The 26024-nt window shown below is 62.8% G+C and carries 22 protein-coding genes; 13 read left to right on the top strand and 9 right to left on the bottom strand.

Going from position 1 to position 26024, the window contains the following annotated elements; genetic code table 11:
* Positions 1-3 precede the first annotated feature (3 nt).
* The 4 genes from hprK to ilvA form a co-directional block, all read right to left on the bottom strand.
* Positions 4-939, bottom strand: coding sequence for an HPr(Ser) kinase/phosphatase (hprK, locus tag AC56LG_RS20325; RefSeq protein ID WP_056345175.1), 936 nt, complete (start codon positions 937-939; stop codon positions 4-6).
* Positions 940-974: 35 nt separating this feature from the next.
* Positions 975-1457 (bottom strand): PTS sugar transporter subunit IIA, encoded by a 483-nt coding sequence (locus AC56LG_RS20320; protein WP_192051206.1) that lies wholly within the window; start codon positions 1455-1457, stop codon positions 975-977.
* A gap of 343 nt (positions 1458-1800) precedes the next feature.
* Positions 1801-2631: an NADPH-dependent 7-cyano-7-deazaguanine reductase QueF gene (queF, locus tag AC56LG_RS20315; protein WP_497167883.1), complete on the bottom strand. Its 831-nt coding sequence runs from the start codon at positions 2629-2631 to the stop codon at positions 1801-1803.
* Between the two features lie 344 nt (positions 2632-2975).
* Entirely contained in the window at positions 2976-4508 is a 1533-nt protein-coding gene (gene ilvA / locus AC56LG_RS20310) for a threonine ammonia-lyase, biosynthetic (RefSeq protein ID WP_497167882.1), read from the bottom strand.
* Between the two features lie 183 nt (positions 4509-4691).
* On the opposite strand from ilvA, the gene AC56LG_RS20305 reads away from it, so the two are divergent.
* From AC56LG_RS20305 to AC56LG_RS20290, 4 genes are all read left to right on the top strand, one after another.
* The gene (locus AC56LG_RS20305) at positions 4692-5195 is read left to right on the top strand and encodes a YqaA family protein (protein ID WP_192051212.1); all 504 of its coding nucleotides are present in this window, start codon (positions 4692-4694) and stop codon (positions 5193-5195) included.
* Between the two features lie 308 nt (positions 5196-5503).
* Complete coding sequence (locus AC56LG_RS20300; protein ID WP_497167881.1) at positions 5504-9514, top strand: DUF3683 domain-containing protein; 4011 nt, start codon at positions 5504-5506, stop codon at positions 9512-9514.
* Complete coding sequence (locus AC56LG_RS20295) at positions 9511-9963, top strand: HIT family protein (RefSeq protein WP_497167880.1); 453 nt, start codon at positions 9511-9513, stop codon at positions 9961-9963. The genes AC56LG_RS20300 and AC56LG_RS20295 overlap by 4 nt, the downstream gene beginning before the upstream one ends.
* Before the next feature lie 15 nt (positions 9964-9978).
* Positions 9979-10404, top strand: coding sequence for a gamma-butyrobetaine hydroxylase family protein (locus AC56LG_RS20290; RefSeq protein ID WP_497167879.1), 426 nt, complete (start codon positions 9979-9981; stop codon positions 10402-10404).
* A gap of 249 nt (positions 10405-10653) precedes the next feature.
* Here the strand turns inward: AC56LG_RS20290 and AC56LG_RS20285 are convergent, their stop codons facing one another.
* The 3 genes from AC56LG_RS20285 to AC56LG_RS20275 all read right to left on the bottom strand — a co-directional run bounded on the left by AC56LG_RS20285 (position 10654) and on the right by AC56LG_RS20275 (position 14325).
* Complete coding sequence (locus AC56LG_RS20285) at positions 10654-10857, bottom strand: cold-shock protein (protein ID WP_192051221.1); 204 nt, start codon at positions 10855-10857, stop codon at positions 10654-10656.
* Between the two features lie 262 nt (positions 10858-11119).
* On the bottom strand, positions 11120-13369 hold the full coding sequence (locus AC56LG_RS20280) for a hybrid sensor histidine kinase/response regulator (RefSeq protein WP_497167878.1): 2250 nt from the start codon (positions 13367-13369) through the stop codon (positions 11120-11122).
* Between the two features lie 116 nt (positions 13370-13485).
* The gene (locus AC56LG_RS20275) at positions 13486-14325 is read right to left on the bottom strand and encodes a hypothetical protein (RefSeq protein WP_497167877.1); all 840 of its coding nucleotides are present in this window, start codon (positions 14323-14325) and stop codon (positions 13486-13488) included.
* Between the two features lie 140 nt (positions 14326-14465).
* Here AC56LG_RS20275 and ubiE point away from each other — a divergent pair, with 140 nt between their 5' ends.
* The 9 genes from ubiE (at position 14466) to nudB (ending at position 23152) form a co-directional block, all read left to right on the top strand.
* Positions 14466-15200 (top strand): bifunctional demethylmenaquinone methyltransferase/2-methoxy-6-polyprenyl-1,4-benzoquinol methylase UbiE, encoded by a 735-nt coding sequence (gene ubiE / locus AC56LG_RS20270; protein WP_497167876.1) that lies wholly within the window; start codon positions 14466-14468, stop codon positions 15198-15200.
* Positions 15201-15267: 67 nt separating this feature from the next.
* Positions 15268-16245, top strand: a complete 978-nt coding sequence (locus AC56LG_RS20265) for a Tim44 domain-containing protein (protein WP_497167875.1) — start codon at positions 15268-15270, stop codon at positions 16243-16245.
* A gap of 109 nt (positions 16246-16354) precedes the next feature.
* Positions 16355-17074 carry a ubiquinone biosynthesis accessory factor UbiJ gene (locus tag AC56LG_RS20260; protein ID WP_497167874.1) on the top strand — a complete coding sequence of 240 codons (720 nt, stop codon included), beginning with the start codon at positions 16355-16357 and terminating at the stop codon, positions 17072-17074.
* Positions 17074-18645: a ubiquinone biosynthesis regulatory protein kinase UbiB gene (gene ubiB / locus AC56LG_RS20255; protein WP_497167873.1), complete on the top strand. Its 1572-nt coding sequence runs from the start codon at positions 17074-17076 to the stop codon at positions 18643-18645. The genes AC56LG_RS20260 and ubiB overlap by 1 nt, the downstream gene beginning before the upstream one ends.
* A gap of 1 nt (position 18646) precedes the next feature.
* Positions 18647-19273: a methyltransferase domain-containing protein gene (locus AC56LG_RS20250; protein WP_497167872.1), complete on the top strand. Its 627-nt coding sequence runs from the start codon at positions 18647-18649 to the stop codon at positions 19271-19273.
* 470 nt (positions 19274-19743) lie between these two features.
* The gene (locus AC56LG_RS20245; RefSeq protein WP_497167871.1) at positions 19744-20070 is read left to right on the top strand and encodes an FmdB family zinc ribbon protein; all 327 of its coding nucleotides are present in this window, start codon (positions 19744-19746) and stop codon (positions 20068-20070) included.
* 51 nt (positions 20071-20121) lie between these two features.
* Complete coding sequence (locus AC56LG_RS20240; RefSeq protein ID WP_497167870.1) at positions 20122-20709, top strand: DUF502 domain-containing protein; 588 nt, start codon at positions 20122-20124, stop codon at positions 20707-20709.
* Between the two features lie 100 nt (positions 20710-20809).
* Positions 20810-22606, top strand: a complete 1797-nt coding sequence (aspS, locus tag AC56LG_RS20235) for an aspartate--tRNA ligase (RefSeq protein ID WP_497167869.1) — start codon at positions 20810-20812, stop codon at positions 22604-22606.
* Between the two features lie 87 nt (positions 22607-22693).
* Complete coding sequence (nudB, locus tag AC56LG_RS20230) at positions 22694-23152, top strand: dihydroneopterin triphosphate diphosphatase (protein ID WP_497167868.1); 459 nt, start codon at positions 22694-22696, stop codon at positions 23150-23152.
* 12 nt (positions 23153-23164) lie between these two features.
* Here nudB and AC56LG_RS20225 read toward each other — a convergent pair whose 3' ends face one another.
* Together AC56LG_RS20225 and AC56LG_RS20220 are read right to left on the bottom strand one after the other, a co-directional pair.
* Positions 23165-23575 carry a hypothetical protein gene (locus AC56LG_RS20225; protein ID WP_497167867.1) on the bottom strand — a complete coding sequence of 137 codons (411 nt, stop codon included), beginning with the start codon at positions 23573-23575 and terminating at the stop codon, positions 23165-23167.
* 242 nt (positions 23576-23817) lie between these two features.
* On the bottom strand, positions 23818-25809 hold the full coding sequence (locus AC56LG_RS20220; protein WP_497167866.1) for an LTA synthase family protein: 1992 nt from the start codon (positions 25807-25809) through the stop codon (positions 23818-23820).
* Between the last annotated feature and the right edge of the window lie 215 nt (positions 25810-26024).

Raw genomic sequence — 26024 nt, 5'->3', positions numbered from 1 at the left:
CGCTCAATCTCCGCTCATGGCTTGACGTTGCCGCTCCATGAACTCCTGCAGCGTATCGATCCCGCGCAGCTGCAGGATCGTGTTGCGCACCGCGGCTTCGAGCAGCACGGCGATGTTGCGGCCGGCGGCGACAGGAATGACGACCTTGCGGATCGGCAGGCCCAGCACCTCTTCGGTGGGGAAGTGGAAGGGCAGGCGCTCGACCTCTTCGTCGAGCACGCCGCGTTTGACGAGGTGCACGATCAGTTTGAGACGCATCTTGCGGCGCACGGCGGTCTCGCCAAAAATCGCCTTGATGTCGAGCAGGCCGAGGCCGCGCACTTCCAGCAGGTTCTGCAGCAGCGGCGGGCAGCGGCCTTCGATCATGTTGGGGGCGATGCGCGAGAATTCGACGGCGTCGTCGGCGACCAGGCCGTGCGAGCGCGAGATCAGTTCCAGGCCAAGCTCGCTTTTACCGAGGCCGGAGTCGCCGGTGATCAGCACGCCGACACCGAGCACGTCCATGAAGACACCGTGCATGATGACGCGCTGGGCCAGCTTTTTCGACAGATAGACCCGCAGGAAGTCGATCACCTGGGCGGCCGGCAGCGGCGTCGAGAACAGCGGGATGTTCTGCTCGTCGCAGATGGCGAGGATGTCGGGCGGGGTCTCCAGACCTTGCGCGATGATCAGCGCCGGCGGTCCGCCGCCGATCAGTTCGCCGATCACGTGGCTGCGCGAACTCGATTTGAGGCGGTGGTAGTAATTCAGTTCCTGGTGTCCGAAGACCTGGATACGGCCCGGGTGGATCAGGTTCAGGTGGCCGACCTGGTCGGCAGCCGAGGCGACGTCGCCGGAAATGAGCCGCTCGCCGCCGGGAAAGCCGGCGAACCAGCCCAGTTGCAGGCTGTCGCGATTGTCGTCGTACAGCCGTTGGATGGTGAGCGGAGTCTGCAGCATGGCGAGAAAAATAAGGGGAGGGAACTCCCCCGAGTTTAACCCAAGGCCTGCAAGCTAGGTTGCCAGTTGATAATACGTTCGTGGATCGCGCGCGGATCGGACTCGGTGGCCAGCGCCGTGCGGATCGCTTCGTCCGAGAACAGTTCCGCGATTTCCGACAGGATTTCCAGGTGCTGCTGGGTGACGTGGTCCGGAATCAAGAGGAAGAACAGCAGGCTGACCGGCTGGCCGTCGGGCGATTCGAATGGGATCGGCGCCGCCAGGCGCACGAAGGCGGCGATCGGCTGTTTCAGGCTCTTGCTGCCCTTGATGCGTCCGTGCGGCACGGCCACGCCATGGCCGAGGCCGGTGGAACCGAGGCGCTCGCGCGCGAACAGGTTTTCCGACACGGTCGAACGGGCGATCCCGCAGTTGTTCTCGAAAATCAGTCCAGCCTGTTCAAAGGCGCGCTTCTTGCTGGACACCTCGATATCGAGCTGGACGTTTTCGAGAGAGAGGATTTTGCTCAGATTGGTCATTTCACGCTTTTCATGTTGCGGCGCACAATAGCCGACTTGCGGTGCAGAATTATAGGCCGGTTTTTCAGCCATGTAATTCGATTTCGCGTCGGTATCGTACGCCTGTCGCCCACCTATTTCAGGCTTTTAGCCAGCAGTGTGATGAGCGCTGTTTGCGCTTCCACAAGGTCCACGCAATTTCCGTATCGAAAATTAATGCGTACCGAATGAAACGGCAGATGCAAGCCGCATCGACCGTAGTTTCCCCGTATTTGCTTAAAAAGCGTTTAAACGGACGCACCGTGCCGGCTGTTGTTTTTCCGTCAGTTTCTGTGGCTGGAAAGGTACAGGTAACAATCCGCCTTTACTGGCGCGCGCCGCGCAGGTTGTGCGGACGCCCGGTACTGAAATTCGCCCGCCATGGATTGATGTCGAGGCCGCCGCGGCGCGTATAGCGCGCATACACCGCCAGCTTGGTCGGCTTGCACTGGCGCAGGATGTCCATGAAGATGCGCTCGACACATTGTTCGTGAAATTCGTTGTGCTCGCGGAAGCCGATCAGGTAGCGCAACAATCCTTCCTGGTCGATTTGCGGACCGACGTACTCGATCTGCACGCTGCCCCAGTCCGGCTGGCCGGTGACCAGGCAATTCGATTTCAGCAGGTTCGACACCAGGGTTTCCTCGACCGGCGCCTCGTTGACATTGGCAGTCAGCAGGTGCGGCGCCGGCGAATAATCGTCGACTTCGATATCCATGCGGTCCAGCGACAGGCCCTCGAGTTCGCCCATTTTCAGTTTGCCGAAGTTTTCCGGCTCGGTGATGGTGATGTGCACCGGCGCGCCGAAGGCGTTCGACAAGTCTTCGCGCAGCAGCGCCACCAGCGCCTCGACGCCGGCCACGCGGGTCTGGTTGAAGGAATTCAGGTACAGCTTGAACGACTTCGATTCGACGATGTTCGGTGAATCGGCCGGCGCGCTGATGGTCGCGATCGCCACCTGCGGCTTGCCGCGCATGTTCAGCCACGACAATTCATAGGCGTTCCAGATGTCGAGGCCGAAGAAGGGGAGCGTACCCTGGATGGCCAGTTCGTCGCGCTTTTGCTGGCGCGGAATCGGGAACAGCAACTCGGGCGCGTACTGGGTCTGGTAGGCGGAGGATTTGCCAAGTGGCGATTGATCGGGGGTATTGTTCATGATCTCGTCTGGAAGCGCCGGCGCTGCGCGACAGCGGGTGGCTATCGCAATGGGTGCCGGCGCGGCGGCGGCAAAGCGGCGTATCGTACACCTTTCCGGAGCCGCTTGCGCGTCGCGTCCGCTTGGAGCGATGCATGGGCTGGTTGAACGCGTGGGCGGCGTCTGCGTCAACGATGATCATGTGCTTAGGTGGAGCCGCCCACCTTACGGATATGCCAGACGCTGGCGTGGCCGTCCTGCTGCATACACCCGTAAGGTGGGCGGCTCCATCAGGCAATCCGCGTAGACGCAGCCGACGCGCCGCCCACGCGTTCAACGCACGCGTGCACGCCGCAACCGGCGAATCACAGGAACAGCTTATACACCGGATTCGCCGTCTCATCCCAATACCGGTATCCCAGCGTCGCCAGGAACTGGCGGAAATCGTCCATCTCCCCGCCCGGTACCTGCAGCCCGACCAGGATGCGGCCCACGTCGCCGCCCTGGTTCCGGTAATGAAACAGCGAGATATTCCAGTTCGGCGCCATGCTGTCGAGGAAGCGCATCAGCGCGCCGGGGCGCTCGGGGAATTCGAAGCGGTACAGCAGTTCGTCGCGCGCCAGTGCGCTTTTGCCGCCGACCAGGTGGCGGATGTGCAGCTTGGCCAGTTCGTCGTGGGTGAGGTCGAGGGTGGCGAAATCGTGCTGCTCGAAGGTGTGCGCCAGCAGGCCGGATTCGCCGCGGCTGCTCACCTGCACGCCGACGAACACGTGCGCCTGGCGCGCGTCGCTGATGCGGTAGGTGAACTCGGTGACGTTGCGCGCGCCGACCAGCGCACAGAAACGTTTGAAGCTGCCGCGCTGCTCGGGAATCGTCACCGCGAACACGGCTTCGCGCGCCTCGCCCAGTTCGGCGCGTTCGGCGACGAAACGCAGGCGGTCGAAGTTCATGTTGGCGCCGCAGGCGACCGCCACCAGGGTCTCGTTCTTGACCGGCTGGCGCGCCATCTGCGAGCGTTCCACATACGCCTTGGCGCCCGCCACGGCCAGCGCGCCGGCCGGCTCGAGGATGCTGCGCGTGTCCTGGAACACGTCCTGGATCGCGGCGCAGATGGCATCGGTATCGACCAGGATGATCTCGTCGACCACCTCCTGCGCCACGCGGAAGGTCTCTTCGCCGACCAGGCGCACCGCGATGCCGTCGGCGAACAAGCCGACGTCCGCCAGCGTGACGCGCTCGCCCGCTTTCAAACTCCGGGCCATCGCATCCGAGTCGATCGACTGCACGCCGATGATCTTGATGTCCGGCCGCACCGCTTTCACATAGGCGCCGATACCCGAGACCAGCCCGCCGCCGCCGATGGCGACAAAGATCGCGTGGATCGGACCCGAGTGCTGGCGCAGGATCTCCATGCCGATCGTGCCCTGGCCGGCGATCACGTCCGGGTCGTCGAAGGGGTGGACGAAGGTCAGCTTCTGTTCGCGCTCGAGCAGGATCGCGTGGTTGTAGGCGTCGGTATAGGAGTCGCCATGCAGCACGACCTCCACCGCATTGCCGCCACGCGCCTTGACTGCATCGATCTTCAATTGCGGGGTCGTGGTCGGCATCACGATCAGGGCGCGGCAGCCCAGCTTCGCGGCCGACAGCGCCACGCCTTGCGCATGGTTGCCGGCCGAGGCGCAGATCACGCCACGCTGCAAGGCTTCGGTTGATAAGTGCGCCATCTTGTTGTAGGCGCCGCGCAGTTTGAAGCTGAACACGCTCTGCATGTCTTCGCGCTTGAAGTAGATGCGGTTATTGAAACGCTGCGACAGGGTGGGCGCGAGTTCGAGCGGGGTTTCCTCGGCCACGTCGTAGACGCGCGCGGTGAGGATTTTTTTCAGGTAGTCGATTGTCATGGTCGGGAAAAGGAGGGTGTGCGGCCAGTGTCCTGGTTCCTGTGACGCGAGACTGTTTACCGTGGCGGGTGACCGTGGGCTGCAGTGCGAGACGACGGGCTGGGTTGCAGGCTCATCGTATCGTGTCGGGGCGATGTGTTTTCCTCATTATAATGGACGCCTCCAACTGCCGAACCTCAACCGATGATCGAAACCGCTGTCCTCTGGCTGCTCAAGGTTCTCGCCGCTCCCACAGTCGGGCTCACGTCGGTTTTCGTCATCGCATTCGTCTCCGCCACCCTGGTCCCGCTCGGCTCCGAACCGGCCGTGTTCGCCGTCATCAAGGCCAACGAGGCCATGTTCTGGCCGGCGATCCTGGTCGCCACCCTCGGCAACACCCTAGGCGGCGCGGTCGACTACCTGCTCGGCTACCGCGCAAAGATCGCCTTTGCGCGCGAGCGCCAGAGCCGCTGGTTCGGCTGGCTGGCCAAGTACGGCGCCAAGACCATGCTGCTGTCCTGGCTGCCGGGCATCGGCGATCCGCTGTGCACGCTGGCGGGATGGCTGCATCTGCCGTTCTGGCCGAGCGTGATGTACATGGCGATCGGGAAGTTCGGGCGCTATCTGACCATGACGCTGGTGCTGCTGTATGTGCCGGATGATTTCTGGCGCAATCTGGGCACAATGATCACGCGGATCACAGGCTGATCTGGTGTGGCAGGGTGGGCTCGTAGGGTGGACTCTCGAGTCCACGCGGTGATACGCGACGGCTCCGCTTCCGTACACGATGATCTCGCCGCCGCGTCCCACCCACGTCCTTCCGATTCGGCCTACAAGCATCTCATGCTTATTTTTGATGCCTACAGGCTAGTTTTTGCAAATCTAATTTGCAACACGGGACGTTATTGCACATTTTGTTGCTTACGGACTCTGTATAAAAACGTCCCGGCTCTGCGTTGTGCGGCGCAATAAGCTAGAATGGTTGTCCTTCGGGCCAGTCCAAACGTCGATCATCCATGAACGCCCCAGTACACATCCAGACCCTGCTCGCCGATAACGCACCGGCGCGCCTGCGCGAAATTCCTTATAACTACACCTCGTTTTCGGACCGCGAAATCGTGATCCGCCTGCTTGGCGAGTCGTCCTGGCAGCTGCTCGACCAGCTGCGCGGCGCACGCCAGACCGGGCGCTCGGCGCGCATGCTGTACGAGGTGCTGGGCGATATCTGGGTGGTGCGGCGCAATCCGTACCTGCAGGACGACATGCTGGACAACCCGAAGCGGCGCCAGAAGCTGATCGACGCCTTGCACCACCGCCTGGCCGAAGTCGACAAGCGCCGCCTCACCGTGGATACGACTGATGGTGGCGACGCCGACACCGTGGCCGCACGCAGCAGCGCCGTCGAACAGCTGCTCGCCGCCGCGCGCCGGGCCGTCGATGACTTCGGCCGCGAGTTCCGCGACATGTACGACCTGCGCAAGAAGGCGCGCGCCGTGCTCGGCGCCTACACCGATAAACGCAACATCCGCTTCGACGGCATGCACCGCGTCTCGCACGTGACGGATGCCACCGACTGGCGTGTCGAATACCCGTTCCTGGTGCTGGTGCCGGACAGCGAGGAAGAGATGGCGGGCCTCGTCAAAGGCTGCATCGAACTCGGGTTGACCATCATCCCGCGCGGCGGCGGCACCGGTTATACGGGCGGCGCGATTCCGCTGACCCCGATGTCGGCCGTGATCAATACCGAAAAACTGATCGGCATTGGCGAAGTCGAGATGACGCGCCTGCCCGGCCTGGACCGCGACTACGCGACCATCCATACCGGCGCCGGCGTCGTCACCCAGGTCGTCTCGCAGGCGGCCGAAAAGGCCGGCTTCGTATTCGCGGTCGACCCGACCTCGGCGCACGCCTCCTGCATCGGCGGGAACATCGCCATGAACGCGGGCGGCAAGAAAGCCGTGTTGTGGGGCACCGCGCTGGATAACCTGGCCTCGTGGCGCATGGTCGACCCGAACGGCGACTGGCTCGAAGTGACGCGCCTCGACCATAACCTCGGCAAGATCCACGACGCGCCGACCGCCGTCTTCAAACTCGAATGGACGCACCCGGCCGTGAAAGGCGCCCCGAAAGGCGCGCCGTTCCGCACCGAGACGCTGACCATCGAGGGCCGCAAGTTCCGCAAGGAGGGGCTCGGTAAAGACGTCACCGACAAATTCCTCTCCGGCCTGCCGGGCATCCAGAAAGAGGGTACCGATGGCCTGATCACCTCGGGCCGCTGGATCCTGCATAAAATGCCGAAGTTCACGCGCACCGTGGCGCTGGAATTCTTCGGCCAGGCGCGCGACGCGATTCCGTCGATCGTCGAGATCAAGGATTACCTCGATTCGCTGCCGAAAAACGGCAGGCCCGAATTCGCGACCCTACGCCTGGCCGGCCTCGAACACCTCGATGAACGCTACCTGCGCGCGGTCGGCTACGCCACCAAATCGAAACGCGGCACGCTGCCGAAAATGGCGCTGTTCGGCGACATCGTCGGCGACGACGAAAATGCGGTGGCCATGGCCGCCTCGGAAGTGGTGCGCATCGCGAACACGCGCGTCGGCGAAGGTTTTGTGGCGGTGAGCGCCGAAGCGCGCAAAAAATTCTGGCTGGATCGCGCCCGCACCGCGGCGATTGCGCGCCACACCAACGCCTTTAAAATCAACGAAGACGTCGTCATTCCCCTGAACCGAATGGGCGAATACACCGACGGCATCGAGCGCATCAACGTCGAGCTGTCGATCAAAAATAAACTGCAGCTGGCCGGCGAACTGCACACCTATCTGTCGGGCGGCCACCTGCCGCTGGAAAAGAGCGACGACGCCAGCGGCGACACGGTCGCGCGCGACGAGATCATGGGAGACAGGCCGGAGCAGGCCGTGGCCCTGGTCGAAGCCGTGCAGGCGCGCTGGACCACTGTGCTGGCGAACCTGGACCGCAAGCTGGTCGACGTCCACCACCAGCTCGACGAACTCGGCCTGGGCCATCTCTCCGGTACGTTCGATCTGCGCATCGGCAACCAGCCCGATGCGACGCTGTTCGACGTGGTGCAGGACCATACCTTGCGCATCTCGTGGAAGCACGACCTGCGCGCGCCGCTGCGCCAGATCTTCAATGGCGCGGCGTACAAATGCATCCTCGACGAGACCGTCGCGATCCACAAGCGCGTGCTGCGTTCGCGCGTGTTCGTGGCGCTGCACATGCACGCCGGCGACGGCAACGTCCACACCAACCTGCCGGTGAACTCGGACGATTACGCCATGCTGCAGGATGCCCACAAAGCGGTCGAGCGCATCATGAAGCTTGCCCGTTCGCTCGACGGCGTGATCTCGGGCGAACACGGCATCGGCATCACCAAGCTCGAGTTTTTGCTTGATTCCGAAATCCAGGACTTCCGCGACTATAAACTGCGCGTCGATCCGGAAGGGCGCTTCAACAAGGGCAAGCTGCTCAACCTGAAGGAAGCGCACGCCGACCTGCGCAACGCCTACACGCCCTCGTTCGGCCTGATGGGCCACGAGTCGCTGATCATGCAGCAGAGCGATATCGGCGAGATCGCCAATTCGATCAAGGATTGCCTGCGCTGCGGGAAGTGCAAGCCGGTCTGCACCACCCACGTGCCGCAATCGAACCTGCTGTACTCGCCACGCGACAAGATCCTGGCGACGTCGGCCCTGATCGAAGCCTTCCTCTACGAAGAGCAAACCCGCCGTGGCGTCTCGATCCGCCACTGGGAAGAATTCGAAGACGTGTCCGACCACTGCACCGTGTGCCACAAGTGCGTCACGCCATGCCCGGTCAACATCGACTTCGGCGACGTCTCGATGAACATGCGTAATCTGCTGCGCAAGATGGACAAGCGCAGTTTCAAGCCGGCGAATCGCGCCGCCATGTTCTTCCTGAATGCGACCGATCCGACCACGATTAATGCCACCCGCAAGGCGATGGTCGGCGTCGGTTTTAAAGCCCAGCGCCTCGGCAACCAGTTGCTCCGTAAATTCGCCAAGGAGCAGACCGCGGCGCCGCCGCCGACCACGGGTAAAGCGCCGGTGCGCGAGCAGGTGATCCATTTCATTAACAAGAAAATGCCGGGCAACCTGCCGAAGAAGACGGCGCGCGCGCTGCTCGACATCGAAGACGACAAGGTGATTCCGATCATTCGCAACCCGAAGGCGACCAATGCCGACAGCGAAGCGGTGTTCTACTTCCCCGGTTGCGGTTCCGAGCGCCTGTTCTCGCAAGTGGGTCTCGCCACCCAGGCGATGCTGTGGGAAGTCGGCGTACAGACCGTGCTGCCGCCGGGCTACCTGTGCTGCGGCTATCCGCAGCGCGGCGCCGGCCAGTACGACAAGGCCGACAAGATGATGACGGATAACCGCGTGCTGTTCCATCGCATGGCCAACACGTTGAACTACCTCGACATCAAGACGGTCCTCGTTTCGTGCGGCACCTGCTACGACCAGTTGGCGACCTATGAATTCGAAAAGATCTTCCCGGGCTGCCGCATCATGGACATCCACGAATACCTGCTCGAAAAAGGGGTGAAGCTGGAAGGCGTGGAAGGCACGCGCTACATGTACCACGACCCTTGCCACACGCCAATGAAGCTGCAGGATTCGGTCAAGACCGTGAACGAATTGGTCAGTACCTTCGACAACGTGAAAATCGAAAAGAACGAGCGCTGCTGCGGCGAGTCCGGCACCTTTGCCGTGACGCGGCCGGACATCGCGACCCAGGTGCGTTATCGCAAGGAGAGCCAGATGGAGAAGGGCGCGGCCAAACTGCGCGCCGATGGCTTCGAGGGTGAAGTCAAGGTGCTGACCAGCTGCCCGTCCTGCCTGCAGGGCCTGTCGCGCTACAACGGCGATTCGAAAACCTCGGCCGACTACATCGTCGTCGAAATCGCCAGGCACCTGCTGGGCGAGAACTGGCTGCCCGATTACGTGGCACGCGCCAACAACGGCGGGATCGAGCGGGTGCTGGTATGAGTTCGGCTTTTAACGGCGCCCTCCCAAACTGCGAGCTGTGCCAGTTCGCCGCATCGACGGTGCACGCCAACGAAAAATTTTCGGTGATCCTGGTCGACGATGCGAATTATCCCGGCTTTTGCCGCGTCATCTGGCGCGACCACGTACGCGAGATGAGCGACCTGGCGCTTGCAGATCGCCTGCTGCTGAACGAAGCCGTGTACGAGGTCGAACAGGCGATTCGCGAGACCATGGCGCCGGTTAAAATCAACGTCGCCAGCCTGGGCAATGTCGTGCCGCACCTGCACTGGCACGTCATCCCGCGCTACACTGACGACGCGCACTTCCCGGCGCCCGTGTGGGCAGCGGCGGTGCGCGAGACGGACGCCGCCGTGCTCGACGCACGCCGCGCCCTGTTGCCGCACCTGGCCGACGCCATCGCGCGCCGCATGAACCGAACAGACAAGTAAAAAGTAAAAGTCATTATGCCGATTCCAACCGAACTGACCGTCCACCAGAAATCCCGCCTGCTCGAAATCGCTTTCAACGACGGCCGCGCCTTTTCCATTCCCTTCGAACTGCTGCGCGTGTATTCGCCCTCGGCCGAAGTAAAGGGCCATGGGCCGGGCCAGGAAACCCTGCAAGTGGGCAAGCGCGACGTTGGCATCAGCGGTGTCGAACCGGTCGGGAATTACGCCGTGAAACCGTTGTTCACCGATGGCCACGACAGCGGGATTTTTACCTGGGATTATCTGTATAAACTGGGCAGCGAGCATGAAGCGCTGTGGCAGGATTACCTGGGCCGGCTGCAGGCCGCCGGGTTTGCAGGAGAGAGTGGGCGCGAACCGGGCACGGTGTTGCCGGGGGCGCTGGTGCGTGGTGGGGTTTGCGGGAGTGGCCACAATCACTGAGCTGATTCGCAAACGTTGATCCGCGTGGGCACAAGTGCCCACCCTACGGTGCACCACCGCCCGTAGCAAGTTCATGGAACAGTTGCATAATGTAGGGTGGGCTCTCGAGCCCACGCGGTACGGCAGCGCTAATTCACCACCGCATCCGGCAGCCTGCCCAATTAATCACCATAAAAAAAGCGCCCCGAAAGGCGCTTTTTCATTTATTCAAACCGCGTCGGCCACCGTAGCAGCCACGCAATCCAAATATCACTGCGGCTGGATATTGGCAGCCTGTTTGCCCTTCGGGCCAGTGGTGATCTCGAAGCTCACGCGCTGATTCTCCGACAGGGATTTGAAGCCCGGTGCGTTGATTGCCGAGAAGTGCGCGAACAGGTCTTCACCGCCGCCGTCAGGCGTGATGAAACCAAAACCTTTTGCATCGTTGAACCACTTAACAGTGCCAGTCGTCATTTTAATTCCCCAAAAGTTTATTTTAATATGCCTTGTTTCGGCCTGTCGGTGAAGAAAACGAATGACGCCAGCGACTGTCTTAACAAAGCGAAATTATTATAGGCAGAAATCTGCGTTCGTGAAGGAAAATTTGGCGACGTATTTATTGCCGAGTTGGGGCGAAACGACAGCCGAGCCGCGATCGCGCCTTATCCCGTTCTCGGCTGCAATGAACGTTGTCGAGCGCTAAGCGAATTCTTGAAAGAAGCTGGATATTGAACGGCTAGTTCTGGACAACTGCCTGCGACAACACTGCTACCAGCTGCTCAATCGCATACGGTTTGGCCAGCACTTGCACGTCGGGCACGGCGACTTGCTGTTCGGTGTAGCCGGTCGCCAGGATGACCGGCAAGCCGGGATAGCGCTGGCGCAGGATGCCGGCCAGGTCGATGCCGCTCACTTGCCCTGGCATGACGACGTCGGAAAAGACGACGCCGGGCCGGCGTGCATCGCTTTCCAGCAGGCGCAGGGCGGCTTCGCCGTTCTCGGCGACCATGACGTCGAAGCCGCTTTCCTGCAGCGCGCGCAGCACGGCTTCGCGCACCAGGGCGTCGTCTTCCACGAACAGGACGGTGCCGCTGCCGTGTGCCGGCGCAGCGCCATTGCCGTCGATGGTGGGCGCGGCCATCACGGCATCGCGGGCGCGCGCCAGGTACAGGTCGACCCGGGTGCCGATGCCGGGAATGCTGTCGAGCACCAGCGTGCCGCCGGTCTGGGTCGCGAAGGCATAGGCTTGTGGCAAGCCCAGGCCCGTGCCCTGGCCCGGCGGCTTGGTCGTGAAGAAGGGGTCGAGCGCGCGCGCCATGACCTCGGGCGTCATGCCGCTGCCGCTGTCGACCATGCTCACCAGCACGTAGTCGCCGCGCGCCAGGGCGGGGCCGGCGCCGGCGTCGCCACTGTCGATCGTGATATTCCGCGCTTCCAGGCGCAGCACGCCGCCGTCCGGCATGGCGTCGCGCGCATTCATGGCCAGGTTCAGCAGCGCCACGTCGAACTGCAGCGGTTCGAGCGTGACCGGCCAGACCTCGTCCGTGCAATGCACTTCGACCGCGACCTTGCCGCTCAGCGAGCCTTTCATCAACTGCACCGCACTGCGCAACTGCTCGCACAGGTCGACCGTGCTGCGGCGCGCTTCCTGCATGCGCCCGAACGAACCGAGCTGGCCGGTGAGGGTAGTGGCGCGCGCCACCGTGCGCTGGCAGGTCTGCACCAGGCTTTTGACCTTGTCGTCGCGCGTGGTGAACGCCGCCAGTTGCAGCGCCGTGGTCAGGGTCTGCAGCAGGTTGTTGTATTCGTGGGCGATGCCGCCGGTGAGGCGCCCCAGGGCTTCCAGCTTCTGGTTCTTCAGCAGCGCGCTCTGGGCGCGTTCGGTGGCGGCGATCGCGGCGGCGACGCGCGCTTCCATCTCGGTCTGGCCCTGGCGGATGCGGATGCTGGCGTCGGCCAGGTGGTGCGCCACGCTGTCGAGCTCGGCCCAGCCGGCGGGCTGGTAGCGCACCTCGGCGCCGGTGCCGAGCGCCACCGCGCTGCGGCCGAGCGCGTCGATCGGCGCGATGGCGCGGCTGGCGAAGCGGCGCGCCGCCACCAGGCCGACGACCAGCAGCAGCGCCATCATGCCGCCGAGCAGGGCGGCGGCGCGCAACGGCGCCTGGCGCAATTCGCTGCGCGGAATGCTGAGCAGGATCTTCCAGTCGGCGCCGGGCACGGTGCTGGCGTAGACGCGCGAGTCGATTCCGTCCAGGGTACGCGATTCGTACATCGTTTCCTGCACGCCGCGCACCAGGGCGCGGGTCGTGTCGCGTACGGGTTTGCCCAGGTACAGTTCCGGCGCCCGGGTGCGCGCCACGACCAGCCCGTTGCGGTCGATCAGCGTCGCCAGCCAGGGAGCCGGCAGCCGCTGGCGCCCCAGCAACTGCTGCAGGGAACCAACGTTCATGCCCAGCGATAGCAGGTAACGGATCGGCCTGGCGCCGGGATCGCCGTTGCCGGCCGCGCCGTACACCGGCACCTGCAGCGCGATGTCGTGGCCTCCCGTCGTGCGCGAGACGAACAGGTCGGAGACGAAGGTATTCGCCGGGTCCTTGTTCTGCATCAGCTGCGCGATATTCGAACCGCCACGGGGCGGCAAATCGCTGCCGTAGGGACGCCGGGTATTGAGCAAAGGGCGGCCGTCCAGGTCGAACAGGACGATCACCGATTCCGGTGGCGGCACCGCGCGGCGGGCGTGCTGGTAGAACTCGACCAGGTCGCCGCGCTCGAGCGAGGGCGCCCCGGCCAGCGCACGCAGCAGCTCTTCCTTCTTCTCGAGCTCGTTATCGACGAGCAGTGCCATGGCCCGCGCCGTCTCGGCCATGCTGCGATTTTGCGCTTGCTGGGCATCGCGGTAGACGTAGGCAACCGCCAGCGCCGCGGCGATGAACGAAGGAACCAGCACGGACAGCACCAGCAACAGGAAACGGGTCCTCGTTCGCATGCAGATTGAATATTGCAGAGAAGGAAAGAAAGAGTGGCTGGAAATTATACAAGAGTTAACAATTCAACGCCGCACCGATGGGCTTGCCGGGCGGGGGCTGTGCAGCACGGCGCAGGTCAGCGTCTGCAGCGGGCGAGCAGGTGCCGCGAGACGGCGCCGTACAGGTCGGGCGCGGAGCGTTGCGGGCTGTCCGGGTTGCAGGCTTGCGCGCGTTCGTAGGCCTCGACCTCGGCATCGAAGCGCAGGATCGTGTCTTGCGGCGCGGCGGTTGCGGTGGCGGGAATGCGCGCGCCGTGGGCCTTGAAAAACGCATAGATCGCGGCGGCCTTTGATCCGGGTTCCCATTTGTCGAGCAGCCTGAAGGTCTTTTTGCCGGCATCCCAGACCTGCAAGCGGTAGCCGGGCAGGCTGTCGCCGCGGACGTGGCGGCTCGGGAAACTACCGACCAGGTAATTGGTCTTGCCTGCCGCATCGTGAATGACGCCGATTTCCTCGCCGAACAAATAGCGGTCTTGTTCCTCCATCGTCTTGCCGACGCCGGGCTCGTCCGGCTCGTGGGCGGGCACCGTGGCGCCGATCCGCAGCCAGCCGTTCTGGCGGCCGAGATAGAGCGTGTTGATCGAATCGCGATCGCCTCCGCTCGACAGCGGCGCCGAGGCATTCAGGTACCAGTCGCACTGGCCGTCGTTGTCGAGATCGAGCCGATAAAAGCTGAGCCAGGTGTACATCGCCGACCCATCGGCGCGCTCCCCGCCATTGCCGCTCACTTCGGCGTCGGCAGGGGCAGCCTTCCGAATCCAGGCATAGCCTTTGTCGGTCCTGGCCAGTTTTTCGTATTTCGCCGGAAAGGATTTGGCGGGCAGCCGGCAAGCCGGGATCTGCGTCGTCGGCCGCACGGTTTGCGCCGACGCCATTGAAGCGATGGTAGTGAACAGGAAGATGAACGGTATTTTCATGAATGGGCGAGCCTTGTTGGTCGATAGCGGATTTCATTGTTCAAGATGTTGCAGATGTTGCCATAAGCGGTGTTCCGCTGCGTCCGCGCCCGCCATGCATGTCGCTTGTATAATGCGGCAAGATCAACCGGCAGAGCACTATGACCAACACCACCCATTTCGGCTATAAAACCGTTTCCGAGGACGAAAAGGTCCACGAGGTCGCCAAGGTTTTCCATTCCGTCGCCGCCAAGTACGACGTCATGAACGACCTCATGTCCGGCGGCCTGCACCGCATCTGGAAGACTTTTACCATTGCCCAGGCCGGTGTCCGTCCAGGATTCAAGGTGCTCGACATTGCCGGCGGCACCGGCGACCTGTCGAAAGCCTTCGCCAAGCAGGCGGGGCCGAGCGGGGAGGTCTGGCTCACCGACATCAACGAGTCGATGCTGCGCGTTGGCCGCGACCGGCTATTGAATAAGGGTTTGGTGACCCCCACCTTGCTTTGTGATGCCGAAAAGTTACCGTTTCCGGACAATTATTTTGACCGGGTCAGCGTGGCCTTTGGCTTGCGCAACATGACGCACAAGGACCAGGCGCTGGCGGAAATGCGCCGCGTGCTCAAGCCCGGCGGCAAGCTGCTGGTGCTGGAATTTTCGAAAGTCGCGGCGCCGCTGCAAAAGCCGTACGACATGTATTCGTTCTCGGTGCTGCCATGGCTGGGCCAGCGCATCGCCAACGATGCGGAAAGTTATCGTTACCTGGCCGAATCGATTCGCATGCACCCGGACCAGGAAACGCTGAAAGGCATGATGGAAACGGCGGGCCTGGAACGCGTCCAGTATTTCAACCTGACGGCGGGCGTGGCGGCGCTGCATACCGGTATCAAGTTGTAAACAAGCGCTAAGGGAGCGTTAAGCTTCAGGCATTAAGCTAAGGGCAAATTTTAAGGGGGCATGTGAAATGAAAAAATTCCTGGTTACGATGGTACTGGCCTTGAGCACGACGGCAATGGTTGCCGAAGCTTTTGCCCGTCCGATGGGCGGCAAGCGTTCCATCGGGCGCCAGTCGCAGACGGTGCGCCAGATGCCTGCCCCCGCACCGGCCCCGGCCGCCCCGATCAACCGCCAGGCGGCAACGCCGGGCCCGGCCGCACCGGTTGCCGGCGCTGCTGCCGGCGCCGCCGGCGCCCGCGCTGCGCAGGCGGCCAAGCCGAGCATGTGGAAAGGCTTGTTGGGCGGCGCGCTGCTCGGCCTCGGCCTGGGCGCCCTGTTCTCGCACCTGGGCATCGGCGGCGCCATGGCTTCGTTCTTGTCCTCGGTCCTGATGATCGCGCTGCTGGCGCTGGCCGTGATGTTCATCGTGCGCATGTTCCGCCGCAAGGACACGCCGGCGAATGCCCAGTTCAAGGGCGGCTTCAATCAACAGCCGCTGCCGGCCGGCGGCACGCCTGAAATCGGTTCGGGCTTGCAGCAGCCGTATCAACCGCAGTCGTTCCAGGGCACTGCCGCGGGCGTGTCGCTGAACAAGGGCGCCGCCGCGCCGGCGCAGCACGTGCAATGGGGCGTGCCGGCCGACTTCGACAATGAAGCCTTCCTGCGTCATGCGAAATCCTCGTTCATCCGCATGCAGGCAGCCTGGGATAAAGGCGACGTGGCCGACCTGCGCGAATTCACGACGCCGGAAGTGTTTGCCGAACTGAAAATGCAGATCGCCGAACGCGGCGCGAATGCCGATTTCACCGACGTCGTCTCGATCGACGCCCAGCTGCTCGGCATCGAAACGAGTGCCAGCGATTACCTCGCCAGCGTCCAGTTCAATGGCATGATCCGTACCGCCCCGAATGCGCCGGCCGAGCCATTTACCGAAGTCTGGAACATGGAAAAGCCGCTGTCGGGCAATACCGGCTGGGTACTCGCGGGTATCCAACAGGTGGCGTAATTATTTTCCTGCAAACTTTCCGTGCACGGGGTTTGTGCCCCGGCAAACTGGTAAGATCGAAACCGCCCGCCTCAACCCGGGCGGTTTTGTTTTTTTCGCGACCCATTCCATGTTCCCGAGCCCTCTATTCCTGGCGCCGCAACGCGCCCTGACGGTGTCTGCCGTTGCCACGATCAACCACTTGCTGGCGGACGAGTCCTGGGCGCGCGCTTCTCTGCAGCGTCACGCCGGCAAGATCGCCGTCATCGATACCGGCCACCTGGCGCTGCGCCTGCGCGTGGCGGCCGACGGCTTGCTGGAAGCGGCGCTGCCCGAGGCCAGCGCCAACGTCACCATCCACGTCAAGCTGACCGACCTGCCGCTGATCGCGCAAAACCGCGAGCGCGCGTTTTCCTACGTGCGCATCGAGGGCGACGCCGAATTCGCCAACACGATCTCGCAACTGAGCCGCGGCCTGCGCTGGGAACCCGAGCACGACCTCGAGCGCCTGTTCGGACCGATCGGCGCCAGCCGCCTGGCAGGCGGGGCGCGCAGCGTCTTTGCCAACGTGAATGCCGGTGGCCGCCGCCTGGCCGAGAACCTGGCCGAATTCCTGGTCGAGGAACGCCCGGTGCTGACCCGCCCGGCCGAGGTGGATGCGTTCGGCGCCGACGTGGTGCGCCTGCGCGACGACGTCGAACGCACCGCCAAGCGCATCGCCCGGCTGGAACAGCTGGCCGCGCAGCAAGCCGTGCAAAAGCCGGCGCAACAGTACGCCGTGCAAGTGGCGCCGCCCAGCGCCCTCATTCCGACAACCCGCACGAGCGGGGATTCCACCCTGGATAGCTGATGATATTGAAATTCCTGCGCCTGCTTAAAATTTTCACGGTCGCAACCAAGTACGGCCTCGATGAAATCGCAATGTCCGGCTTCAATGCCCCGCGTACGGCACGTTTTGTCAGCGGCATGTTTTTCTGGCGTGGCCACATCACCACCCCGCGCGCGATCCGCCTGCGCCTGGCCCTGGAAGAGCTGGGGCCGATCTTCATCAAGTTCGGCCAGGTGCTGTCGACCCGGCGCGACCTGATGCCGCCGGATATCGCCGACGAGCTGGCGCTGCTGCAAGACCGCGTGCCGCCGTTCCCATCCGACCAGGCGATTGCCCAGATCACGGCCGCGCTCGGCGCCCATCCCGACCAGTTGTTCGCCAGTTTCGATCCGGTGCCGGTGGCCTCGGCTTCGATCGCGCAAGTGCACTTCGCGACGCTGAAGAACGGCAAGCAGGTTGCCGTCAAGGTGCTGCGTCCGGGCATGAAGAAAACGATCGACGAAGACATCGCCCTGATGCACCTGGCGACCGGCTTGTTAGAGCGCGTCTGGGCCGAGAGCCGGCGCCTGAAGCCGCGCGAAGTCGTGGCCGAGTTCGACAAATACCTGCACGACGAACTCGACCTGATGCGCGAGGCGGCCAACGCCAGCCAGCTGCGCCGCAATTTCGCGGATTCCGAGTTATTGATGGTTCCGGAAATGTATTGGGACTATTGCTCCAGCAGCGTGATCGTCATGGAACGCATGAACGGCATCCCGGTGTCGCAGATCGACCGCCTGGCGGCCGAAGGCGTCGACCTCAAAAAGCTCTCCAGCGACGGCGTCGAGATCTTTTTTACCCAGGTCTTCCGCGACGGCTTTTTCCACGCCGATATGCACCCCGGTAACATCCTGGTCTCGGTCGAGCCGGAAACCTTTGGCCGCTACATCGCCCTCGATTTCGGCATCGTCGGCACCTTGAACGACTTCGACAAGGATTATTTGTCGCAGAACTTCCTCGCCTTTTTCCGGCGCGACTACAAACGCGTGGCCGAAGCCCATATCGAATCGGGCTGGGCGCCGCGCACTACCCGCGTCGACGAACTCGAATCGGCGGTGCGCGCCTGCTGCGAACCGATTTTCGACCGGCCATTGAAAGACATCTCGTTCGGCCAGATCCTGCTGCGCCTGTTCCAGACTTCGCGCCGCTTCAATGTCGAGGTGCAGCCGCAACTGGTGCTGCTGCAAAAGACCCTGCTCAACATCGAGGGACTGGGACGCCAGCTCGATCCCGACCTCGATCTGTGGAAGACGGCGAAACCGTATCTGGAGCGCTGGATGGGCGAGCAGGTCGGCTGGCGCGGCCTGGTCGAACGATTAAAAGCCGAAGCACCGCGCTACGCCCACATCTTCCCGCAACTGCCGCGCCTGGCGCACCGCGCGCTCGAGCAGCAAGCGCAGCCGCATGCGGCGACGCAGGATTTGCTGGCCCTGCTGGTGGTCGAGCAACGCCGCACCAACCGCCTGATCGGGTTTGTCGCCTGGCTGGCCGGCGGCATCGCCTCGGGCATCATCTTCGCGGCCGTGCTGGCGCGCTACGGCAATACTTTCTGACATGCCCGAATTCAGCAGCCGCGATCCGAATACCCCGCAATTCTGGGACGAACGCTTCGAGCAGGCGTTTATGCCGTGGGACCTGGGCGGCGTGCCGCAGGCGTTGCGCGATTTCGTTGCACGCGACGCAGTGACAAACCCTTCGCCGCGCACGGTGCTGATTCCGGGGTGCGGCAACGGCTATGAATTGCAGTTTTTATCCGACGCCGGATGGGATGCCACCGCCATCGACTTTTCGCCCGCCGCCGTCAGCCGCGCGCGGGCACTGGTCGGGCCGTGGGCCGCGCGCGTGGTGGAGGCGGACTTTTTCAGCTGGCAACCGCAAGGGGCGCTCGGACTGATCTACGAACGCGCCTTCCTGTGCGCCTTGCCGCCCGCCATGCGCCCGCACGTGGCGACGCGCTATGCCGAACTGCTGCCGCCGGGTGGGCTGCTGGCCGGCTTCTTTTTCTTTGGGAATACGCCAAAAGGGCCACCGTTCGGCATCCCGCGGGCGGAACTCGAGGAATTGCTGACGCCGCATTTCGCGCTGGTGGAGGAGGGCGATGTGGTCGATTCCTTGCCTGTTTTTGCGGGACAAGAACGCTGGATGGTGTGGGAACGGCTGGACAGTGTACAGGTTTTGTAGGGTGGGCTCTCGAGCCCACGCGGTACTACGCACGCACATCGAAACGCGACCCGCCGAGGTAGCGTCTTACTCAAACTGTCGGGTGTGCGAAGGTACAGCCGCGTGGGCTCGAGAGCCCACCCTACGACCCAGGCTAATTCACGGACAAAAAAAAGCCCGCATGCGCGGGCTTTTAACTACAGCTTCTTGTACGGCCATGCGGCGATGAGACATCGCGCCAACTTCTGTTTCTTTGACCTGGTTCCAGCAAGCCGGAACCTGCCGGCAGCATCTGCTGTCGAGGATGCTATTTAAACAGCTGAGTTGATTTTCAGCAAATGGTACGATTGAAATGCTGATTAAAAACAACAGTTCGCGGCGCTGCCGCTTTCGCGGGCAATCGCTGCCGACGCTGAGCGGTCCATCAGTCCGTCAGAGCCCGCTAAAACCTTTATAATTCAGGGTTTTGAAGATTTTTGCGGAGTATCACAATGCCGATTTACGCTTACCGCTGCGATGAATGCGGTTTTTCCAAAGATGTACTGCAAAAAATTTCCGACCCGGTCTTGACGACCTGCCTGTCCTGCGGCAAAGACGCGTTCAAGAAACAGGTCACCGCTGCCGGCTTCCAGCTCAAGGGCTCGGGCTGGTACGTCACCGATTTTCGCGGCGGCAAGGCCCCGGCAACAGGTACCGCACCCGCCACCAGCGCAGCGGCGCCTGCCGCGGCCGAGTCCGGCAACGCCAGTGGGTCGAGCGAAAGCAGCACGGCCGCCAGCCCGGCGCCGGCAACCAAGAGCGACACGAGCGCCTCTTGATGCCGCTCCCTGCGGCCTGTTGGCCGCAGCAATAAGAACAATGAGAACTTGATGCGCAAATACTTCCTGACCGGCTTGCTGATCCTCGTGCCGCTGGCCATCACGGCCTGGGTGCTGAGCATGATCATCGGCATGCTCGACCAGTCGCTGCTGTTCGTGCCCGAACGCTGGCAGCCGCGCGCGCTGTTCGGGGTCAACATCCCGGGCATCGGTGCGATCCTGACGATCGCCATCGTCTTCATCACCGGCCTGCTGACGAATAATCTGGTCGGCGGCTACGTCGTGCGCCTGGGCGAGCGGCTGCTGAAACGCATCCCGGTGGTCAGCTCGCTGTATGGCAGCGTCAAGCAAGTGTCGGACACGCTGTTTTCGTCGTCCGGCAACGCCTTCCGCCAGGCCGTGCTGATTCCTTACCCGCATGCCGATTCGTACACCATTGGCTTCCTGACCGGCGTGCCCGGCGGCGACGTGAAGAACCACCTGGTCGGCGAATTCGTCAGCGTGTACGTGCCGACCACCCCGAACCCGACCTCGGGCTTTTTCCTGATGATGGAGCGCAGCAAGGTCGTCGAGCTGGACATGACGGTCGATGCGGCCCTGAAGTACATCGTGTCGATGGGCGTGGTGGCGCCGACTTAAGCACCCGAACAAGCTCCCCGAGCGGACTACAATAGCAAGCATCAAAGCCGCTGCAGGCGGCACCGATACACCAACCTGGAATAGAGAAAATATGTCCTCCATGCGTACTCACTACTGCGGCCTCGTGACCGAAGAATTGCTGGGCCAAACCGTCAGCCTGTGCGGCTGGGTGCATCGCCGCCGCGACCACGGCGGGGTCATCTTCATCGACCTGCGCGACCGCGAAGGCCTGGTGCAGGTCGTCTGCCATCCGGACAATGCCGATGTGTTCAAGGCCGCCGAGCACGTGCGTAACGAGTACTGCCTGCGCATCACCGGCACCGTCACCAACCGCCTGGAAGGCACGGCCAACGCCAACCTGAAGTCGGGCAAGATCGAAATCAACGCCAGCGCGGTCGAAGTGCTGAACGCATCGGTGCCGGTGCCGTTCCAGCTGGACGACGACAACCTGTCGGAAACCACCCGCCTGACGCATCGCGTGCTCGACCTGCGCCGCGCCCAGATGCAGCGCAACCTGCGCCTGCGCTACAAAGTGTCGATGGAAGTGCGCAAGTACCTCGACAACCTCGGCTTCATCGACATCGAAACCCCGATGCTGACCAAGTCGACCCCGGAAGGCGCGCGCGACTACCTGGTCCCATCGCGCGTCAACCCAGGCAACTTCTTCGCGCTGCCGCAGTCGCCGCAGCTGTTCAAGCAGCTGCTGATGGTCGCCAACTTCGACCGTTACTACCAGATCACCAAGTGCTTCCGCGACGAAGACCTGCGCGCCGACCGCCAGCCTGAATTCACGCAGATCGACTGCGAAACCTCGTTCCTGACCGAACAGGAAATCCGCGACCTGTTCGAAGACATGATGCGCGTCGTGTTCAAGAACGCCGCCGGCATCGACCTGCCGAACCCGTTCCCGGTCATGGACTTCGCTACCGCCATGGGTTCCTACGGTTCGGACAAGCCGGACATGCGCGTCAAGCTGGAATTCACCGAACTGACCGAGCTGATGAAGTCGGTCGAATTCAAGGTCTTCAACAGCGCCGCCAACATGACCGGTGGCCGCGTGGTCGGCCTGCGCGTGCCGCAGGGCGCCTCGATGCCGCGTTCGGAAATCGATGCCTACACCCAGTTCGTCGCCATCTACGGCGCCAAGGGCCTGGCCTACATCAAGGTCAACGAAAAGGCCAAGGGCCGCGAAGGCTTGCAGTCGCCGATCGTGAAAAACATCTCGGACGACGTCCTGACCCAGATCCTGGAACTGACCGGCGCGCAAGACGGCGACCTGATCTTCTTCGGTGCCGATAAAGCCAAGGTCGTCAACGACGCCATCGGCGCGCTGCGCGTCAAGATCGGCCATTCGGAATTCGGCAAGAAAGCCGGCCTGTTGGACGACACCTGGTCGCCGCTGTGGGTCATCGACTTCCCGATGTTCGAGCACGACGAAGAAAACGACCGCTGGACCGCAACCCACCACCCGTTCACGGCCCCGAAAGACGGCCACGAAGACATGCTGGAAACCAATCCAGGCGCCTGCATCGCCAAGGCCTACGACATGGTCTTGAACGGCTGGGAAATGGGTGGCGGCTCGATCCGTATCCACCGCGAAGACGTGCAGAGCAAGGTGTTCCGCGCCCTGAAGATTGACGCCGAAGAAGCGCAATTGAAATTTGGCTTCCTGCTCGATGCCCTGCAATACGGCGCGCCACCGCACGGTGGCCTGGCCTTCGGTTTGGACCGCCTGGTTACGCTGATGACCGGCTCGGAATCGATCCGCGACGTGATCGCCTTCCCGAAAACCCAGCGCGCGCAGGATCTGCTGACCAATGCGCCGTCGGAAGTCGACGAGAAGCAGTTGAAAGAATTGCACATCCGCCTGCGCAACGAAGCGCCGAAGGTGGCGTAAGCACGCTCAGCCAGTTGGCTGGGTAGAATAGGGGCCGGCGCATCGAATGATGCGCCGGCCCTTTTATTTTGTTTCGGAGAAGCGCGCGTGCACAAGATTCCTGAGTCGGTCCTGGTCGTCATCCACACCGTGGACATGCAGGTGCTGCTGATCGAGCGCGCCGACCGGCCCGGATTCTGGCAATCGGTGACCGGCTCGCTCGACGCGCCCGACGAACCCTTGCTGGCGACGGCCACGCGCGAACTGTTCGAGGAAACGGGGATCGTCGCCGACGGCGAACGCATCCGCCTGCATGACTGGAACCTGTCGAACGTCTACGAAATCTATCCGACCTGGCGCCACCGCTACGCACCCGGTGTGACCCACAATACCGAACACGTGTTTTCGGTGTGCGTGCCGCGCGATATCCCGATCACCTTGAGTCCGCGCGAGCACCTGCAGTACGCATGGTTGCCGCTACTGGAAGCGGCGGATCGCTGTTTTTCGTCGTCGAATGCGGAGGCGGTGCTGCAACTGCCGCGGCATGTCGACGTCGAACATGACTAGCCTGATCGCCCCTTAGCGGTAGCAGCTCAGGCGCAGGGTATCGTCTTCGCGCGCAACGATGCGTTGCGGCTGGCCATCGCCGCAACGGTAGACGATGTTCAGGCGTTTCTCGACGTTGCGCGCCGGATCGCCGCACAGGTGATTGCCGGCGACGACGACGCCGCCATTGCGCTCGGCTTCCTGGCGCACCGCCCGGCGCGCATCGCACATGGCGCCGCGCGCGCCATAGCTCGCCTCTTCGACCCGCAGCCGATCACGGCCAGGGCCACCACGGCGGTCGTCGTGGGCGGCGCGCTGGCCGGCGGCAAATCCGGCATCGTAGCCACGGCGATATTCAGCGCTTTGGGCAAACGCGGAGGTGGAGGCGGCAGTCAGGGTCAGGACGGCGGCAAGGCGCAGAATGGTGTGGCTAGCAAATCGCATGATGGTCTCCGAATTCAAATGATGAATGCATGGCGCCATTGTGTCAGTAAATACGGACAAATTTGTCGGTTGCACTGTAAGAAAAGTGTCAATCTGTAAGCTGGGGTCTGACATTCGGACACGGCCTCCGCCTTGGCACCTAACGCTCCGCAACCCGAAAACAGCAGACCTCGGCAAGAAACAGCCTCGAAGTATCGTCGAGCTTGTGTCTGAATGTCAGACCTGACCCCAGCCAATCTGTATCAGAAAGCGCGGTAGCGTTGCTCGCGGTAGAGCAGCGAGGGCAGCATCACGTGGGCCATGGCTTTCGACACGCGCGTGTCGTCGGGCAGGCCGGCCTCGAGGTCGAGCGCGCCGGTGGCGGCATCGTAGCTGGCGCTCAGCGGCGTCTGGCCGGGACGCAGGATGGTGGCCGAGCTGCCTTCGAGCCATGCAAAATAATTATCGAACTGCATCATGGCGCGCCCTGGGCTGGTGCTGTCGCGCGCAAAATCGCGTCCGACCATCGGGTGGCTGCTGGAGACGCCGAGCAGCGACAGCAGGGTCGGGCCGAGGTCGATCTGGCTGGCGATGGTGGCGATGCGCTTCGGTTCGATGTCGGCGCCGAGGATCAAAGCCGGGATGTGGAATTTCTTGATCGGCACCAGGCTGTTGCCGTAGACCCGGTTGTCGTGGTCGGCCACGATCAGGAAGACCGTGTCTTTCCAGTAGGCCTGCTGTTTCGCTTCCCGAATGAACTTGCCGAGCGCGAAATCGGCGTACTTGACGGCGTTGTTGACGGTCTGCTTGGCCGGGTCGTACAGCTTGATTTTCCCGTCCGGGAATTCGAAGGGTTCGTGGTTCGACGAGGTAAAAATCAGACTGAAGAACGGTTTGTTTTTCGCATGCAGATCAGACAGGCGTTCGAGCGATTTGGCGAACAGGTCTTCGTCCGACGCGCCCCAACTGCCGACAAACGCCGGCTGCATTTCCGCCCGGTCGACGATCTTGTTAAAACCGTTACCGGAGAAGAAGCTGCGCATGTTGTCGAAATGGGCTTCGCCGCCATACACGAATTCGGTGTGGTAGCCCTGCTGGCCGAGACCGGACGCCAGCGTATAGAAATTTTGCTGGGCCAGCGACAGTTTGACGACGCTGCGTGCCGGCGTCGGCGCGTAACCGGCGACCACGGCCTCGATGCCGCGCACTGAGCGGGTGCCGGTGGCATACATCTGCTCGAACCACCAGCCTTCACGCTTGAGCTTTTCCAGCTCGGGCGTCACCGGCAAGCCGCCGAGCGATTCGACGAAGGTCGCGCCCAGGCTTTCTTGCAGGACGATCACCAGGTTGAGCGGCTTGTCACGCGTCAGCGCGGCTTGCTGGTGGTGTAGCGTCGGCAGGGCGGGGGTGTCGAAACGGGCGTCGCGCAGCCAGGGCGCGGAGCGCACTTCTGCCAGGACCTGGCTGCGCGGAACGGTGCCGTAGATCTCGGAAGAGACAGTCTCGTTGCGCATCGAACCGAGGGCGCTCAGTACCGACCATCCCGAATTGATGATCAGGGAATTGACCATGGCGTCGCCGGTGAGCGCGAACATGGCCGGGTTGGCGGGGCGGTGCGCCGTTGTCGAGCGTACCTGCATGAACACGAGCAGGCAGCACAGCGGCCATAGCAACAGCAGCTTGCGCGCTGGCCACATGACGCTGGCGGCGGAGGCATGACGCAACAGGCGATACAGCGCCGTGCCGATCAGCAGGGTAGCGGCCAGGCCGGCAACCAGCGCAATACGAAAGCCGTTCCAGAGCGTGGCGAACACTTCGCGCGGATAGGCCAGGTACTCGATGAACAGCCGGTTCGGACGAATATCGTATTGCATGATGAACTGCGGCGACGACAGTTCCATGAACAGGATGAAGACGAGCGCGAACGTGCCCCAGCAGGCCATCGCGCCTTTCCAGAAGCGGGCGAAGCGCCGGTGCGCCAGGAGCGGCGCCAGCAGCAGGGGGATGGCCAGGAAATAGCCGACCAGGATCAGGTCGGCGCGCACGCCCTGGACCAGGATCGGCAGCAGCATGCCGGTCGGCTGCACGCGCTCCCATTGCCAGGCGACCAGGGCGGCGCGCGAGAACGACAGCAGGGCCAGGCCGATGAGCAGGATCTGAAACAGCGGGGCATATGGTCCGGCCCACCTGGTGCTACGCGCCAGCCTGTTTCCGATTGAATGCAGTTTGATGCCAATGCCTGATGCTTGAATCACCGTCGTGTTCCTGTTTTACTTTGTGTATCGGGAATGGCGATGCGGTTGATCCGGACATGGCCAAGGGCCAGCTTACGAGAGGTGGCCTCATTGCAATGTAAAGTGGGCGTTAAGAAAGCGTTAAATGGCGTGGCAGCCAACGCCAGTCAGTTCAGCCAAATTTCCCGAGAAAGAATGATCAGACCCGTAAGGTGGATGGCTCCACCTCTCCGGTT

The organism is Telluria sp. ZB2R32, assembly GCF_059685715.1.
This window is presented reverse-complemented; position numbering and strand designations above follow the sequence as displayed.

Coding starts and splice junctions, on each gene's coding strand:
- hprK (WP_056345175.1), bottom strand. CDS start 939: ATGCTGCAGACTCCGCTCACCATCCAACGGCTGTACGACGACAATCGC.
- AC56LG_RS20320 (WP_192051206.1), bottom strand. CDS start 1,457: ATGACCAATCTGAGCAAAATCCTCTCTCTCGAAAACGTCCAGCTCGAT.
- queF (WP_497167883.1), bottom strand. CDS start 2,631: ATGAACAATACCCCCGATCAATCGCCACTTGGCAAATCCTCCGCCTAC.
- ilvA (WP_497167882.1), bottom strand. CDS start 4,508: ATGACAATCGACTACCTGAAAAAAATCCTCACCGCGCGCGTCTACGAC.
- AC56LG_RS20305 (WP_192051212.1), top strand. CDS start 4,692: ATGATCGAAACCGCTGTCCTCTGGCTGCTCAAGGTTCTCGCCGCTCCC.
- AC56LG_RS20300 (WP_497167881.1), top strand. CDS start 5,504: ATGAACGCCCCAGTACACATCCAGACCCTGCTCGCCGATAACGCACCG.
- AC56LG_RS20295 (WP_497167880.1), top strand. CDS start 9,511: ATGAGTTCGGCTTTTAACGGCGCCCTCCCAAACTGCGAGCTGTGCCAG.
- AC56LG_RS20290 (WP_497167879.1), top strand. CDS start 9,979: ATGCCGATTCCAACCGAACTGACCGTCCACCAGAAATCCCGCCTGCTC.
- AC56LG_RS20285 (WP_192051221.1), bottom strand. CDS start 10,857: ATGACGACTGGCACTGTTAAGTGGTTCAACGATGCAAAAGGTTTTGGT.
- AC56LG_RS20280 (WP_497167878.1), bottom strand. CDS start 13,369: ATGCGAACGAGGACCCGTTTCCTGTTGCTGGTGCTGTCCGTGCTGGTT.
- AC56LG_RS20275 (WP_497167877.1), bottom strand. CDS start 14,325: ATGAAAATACCGTTCATCTTCCTGTTCACTACCATCGCTTCAATGGCG.
- ubiE (WP_497167876.1), top strand. CDS start 14,466: ATGACCAACACCACCCATTTCGGCTATAAAACCGTTTCCGAGGACGAA.
- AC56LG_RS20265 (WP_497167875.1), top strand. CDS start 15,268: ATGAAAAAATTCCTGGTTACGATGGTACTGGCCTTGAGCACGACGGCA.
- AC56LG_RS20260 (WP_497167874.1), top strand. CDS start 16,355: ATGTTCCCGAGCCCTCTATTCCTGGCGCCGCAACGCGCCCTGACGGTG.
- ubiB (WP_497167873.1), top strand. CDS start 17,074: ATGATATTGAAATTCCTGCGCCTGCTTAAAATTTTCACGGTCGCAACC.
- AC56LG_RS20250 (WP_497167872.1), top strand. CDS start 18,647: ATGCCCGAATTCAGCAGCCGCGATCCGAATACCCCGCAATTCTGGGAC.
- AC56LG_RS20245 (WP_497167871.1), top strand. CDS start 19,744: ATGCCGATTTACGCTTACCGCTGCGATGAATGCGGTTTTTCCAAAGAT.
- AC56LG_RS20240 (WP_497167870.1), top strand. CDS start 20,122: ATGCGCAAATACTTCCTGACCGGCTTGCTGATCCTCGTGCCGCTGGCC.
- aspS (WP_497167869.1), top strand. CDS start 20,810: ATGCGTACTCACTACTGCGGCCTCGTGACCGAAGAATTGCTGGGCCAA.
- AC56LG_RS20225 (WP_497167867.1), bottom strand. CDS start 23,575: ATGCGATTTGCTAGCCACACCATTCTGCGCCTTGCCGCCGTCCTGACC.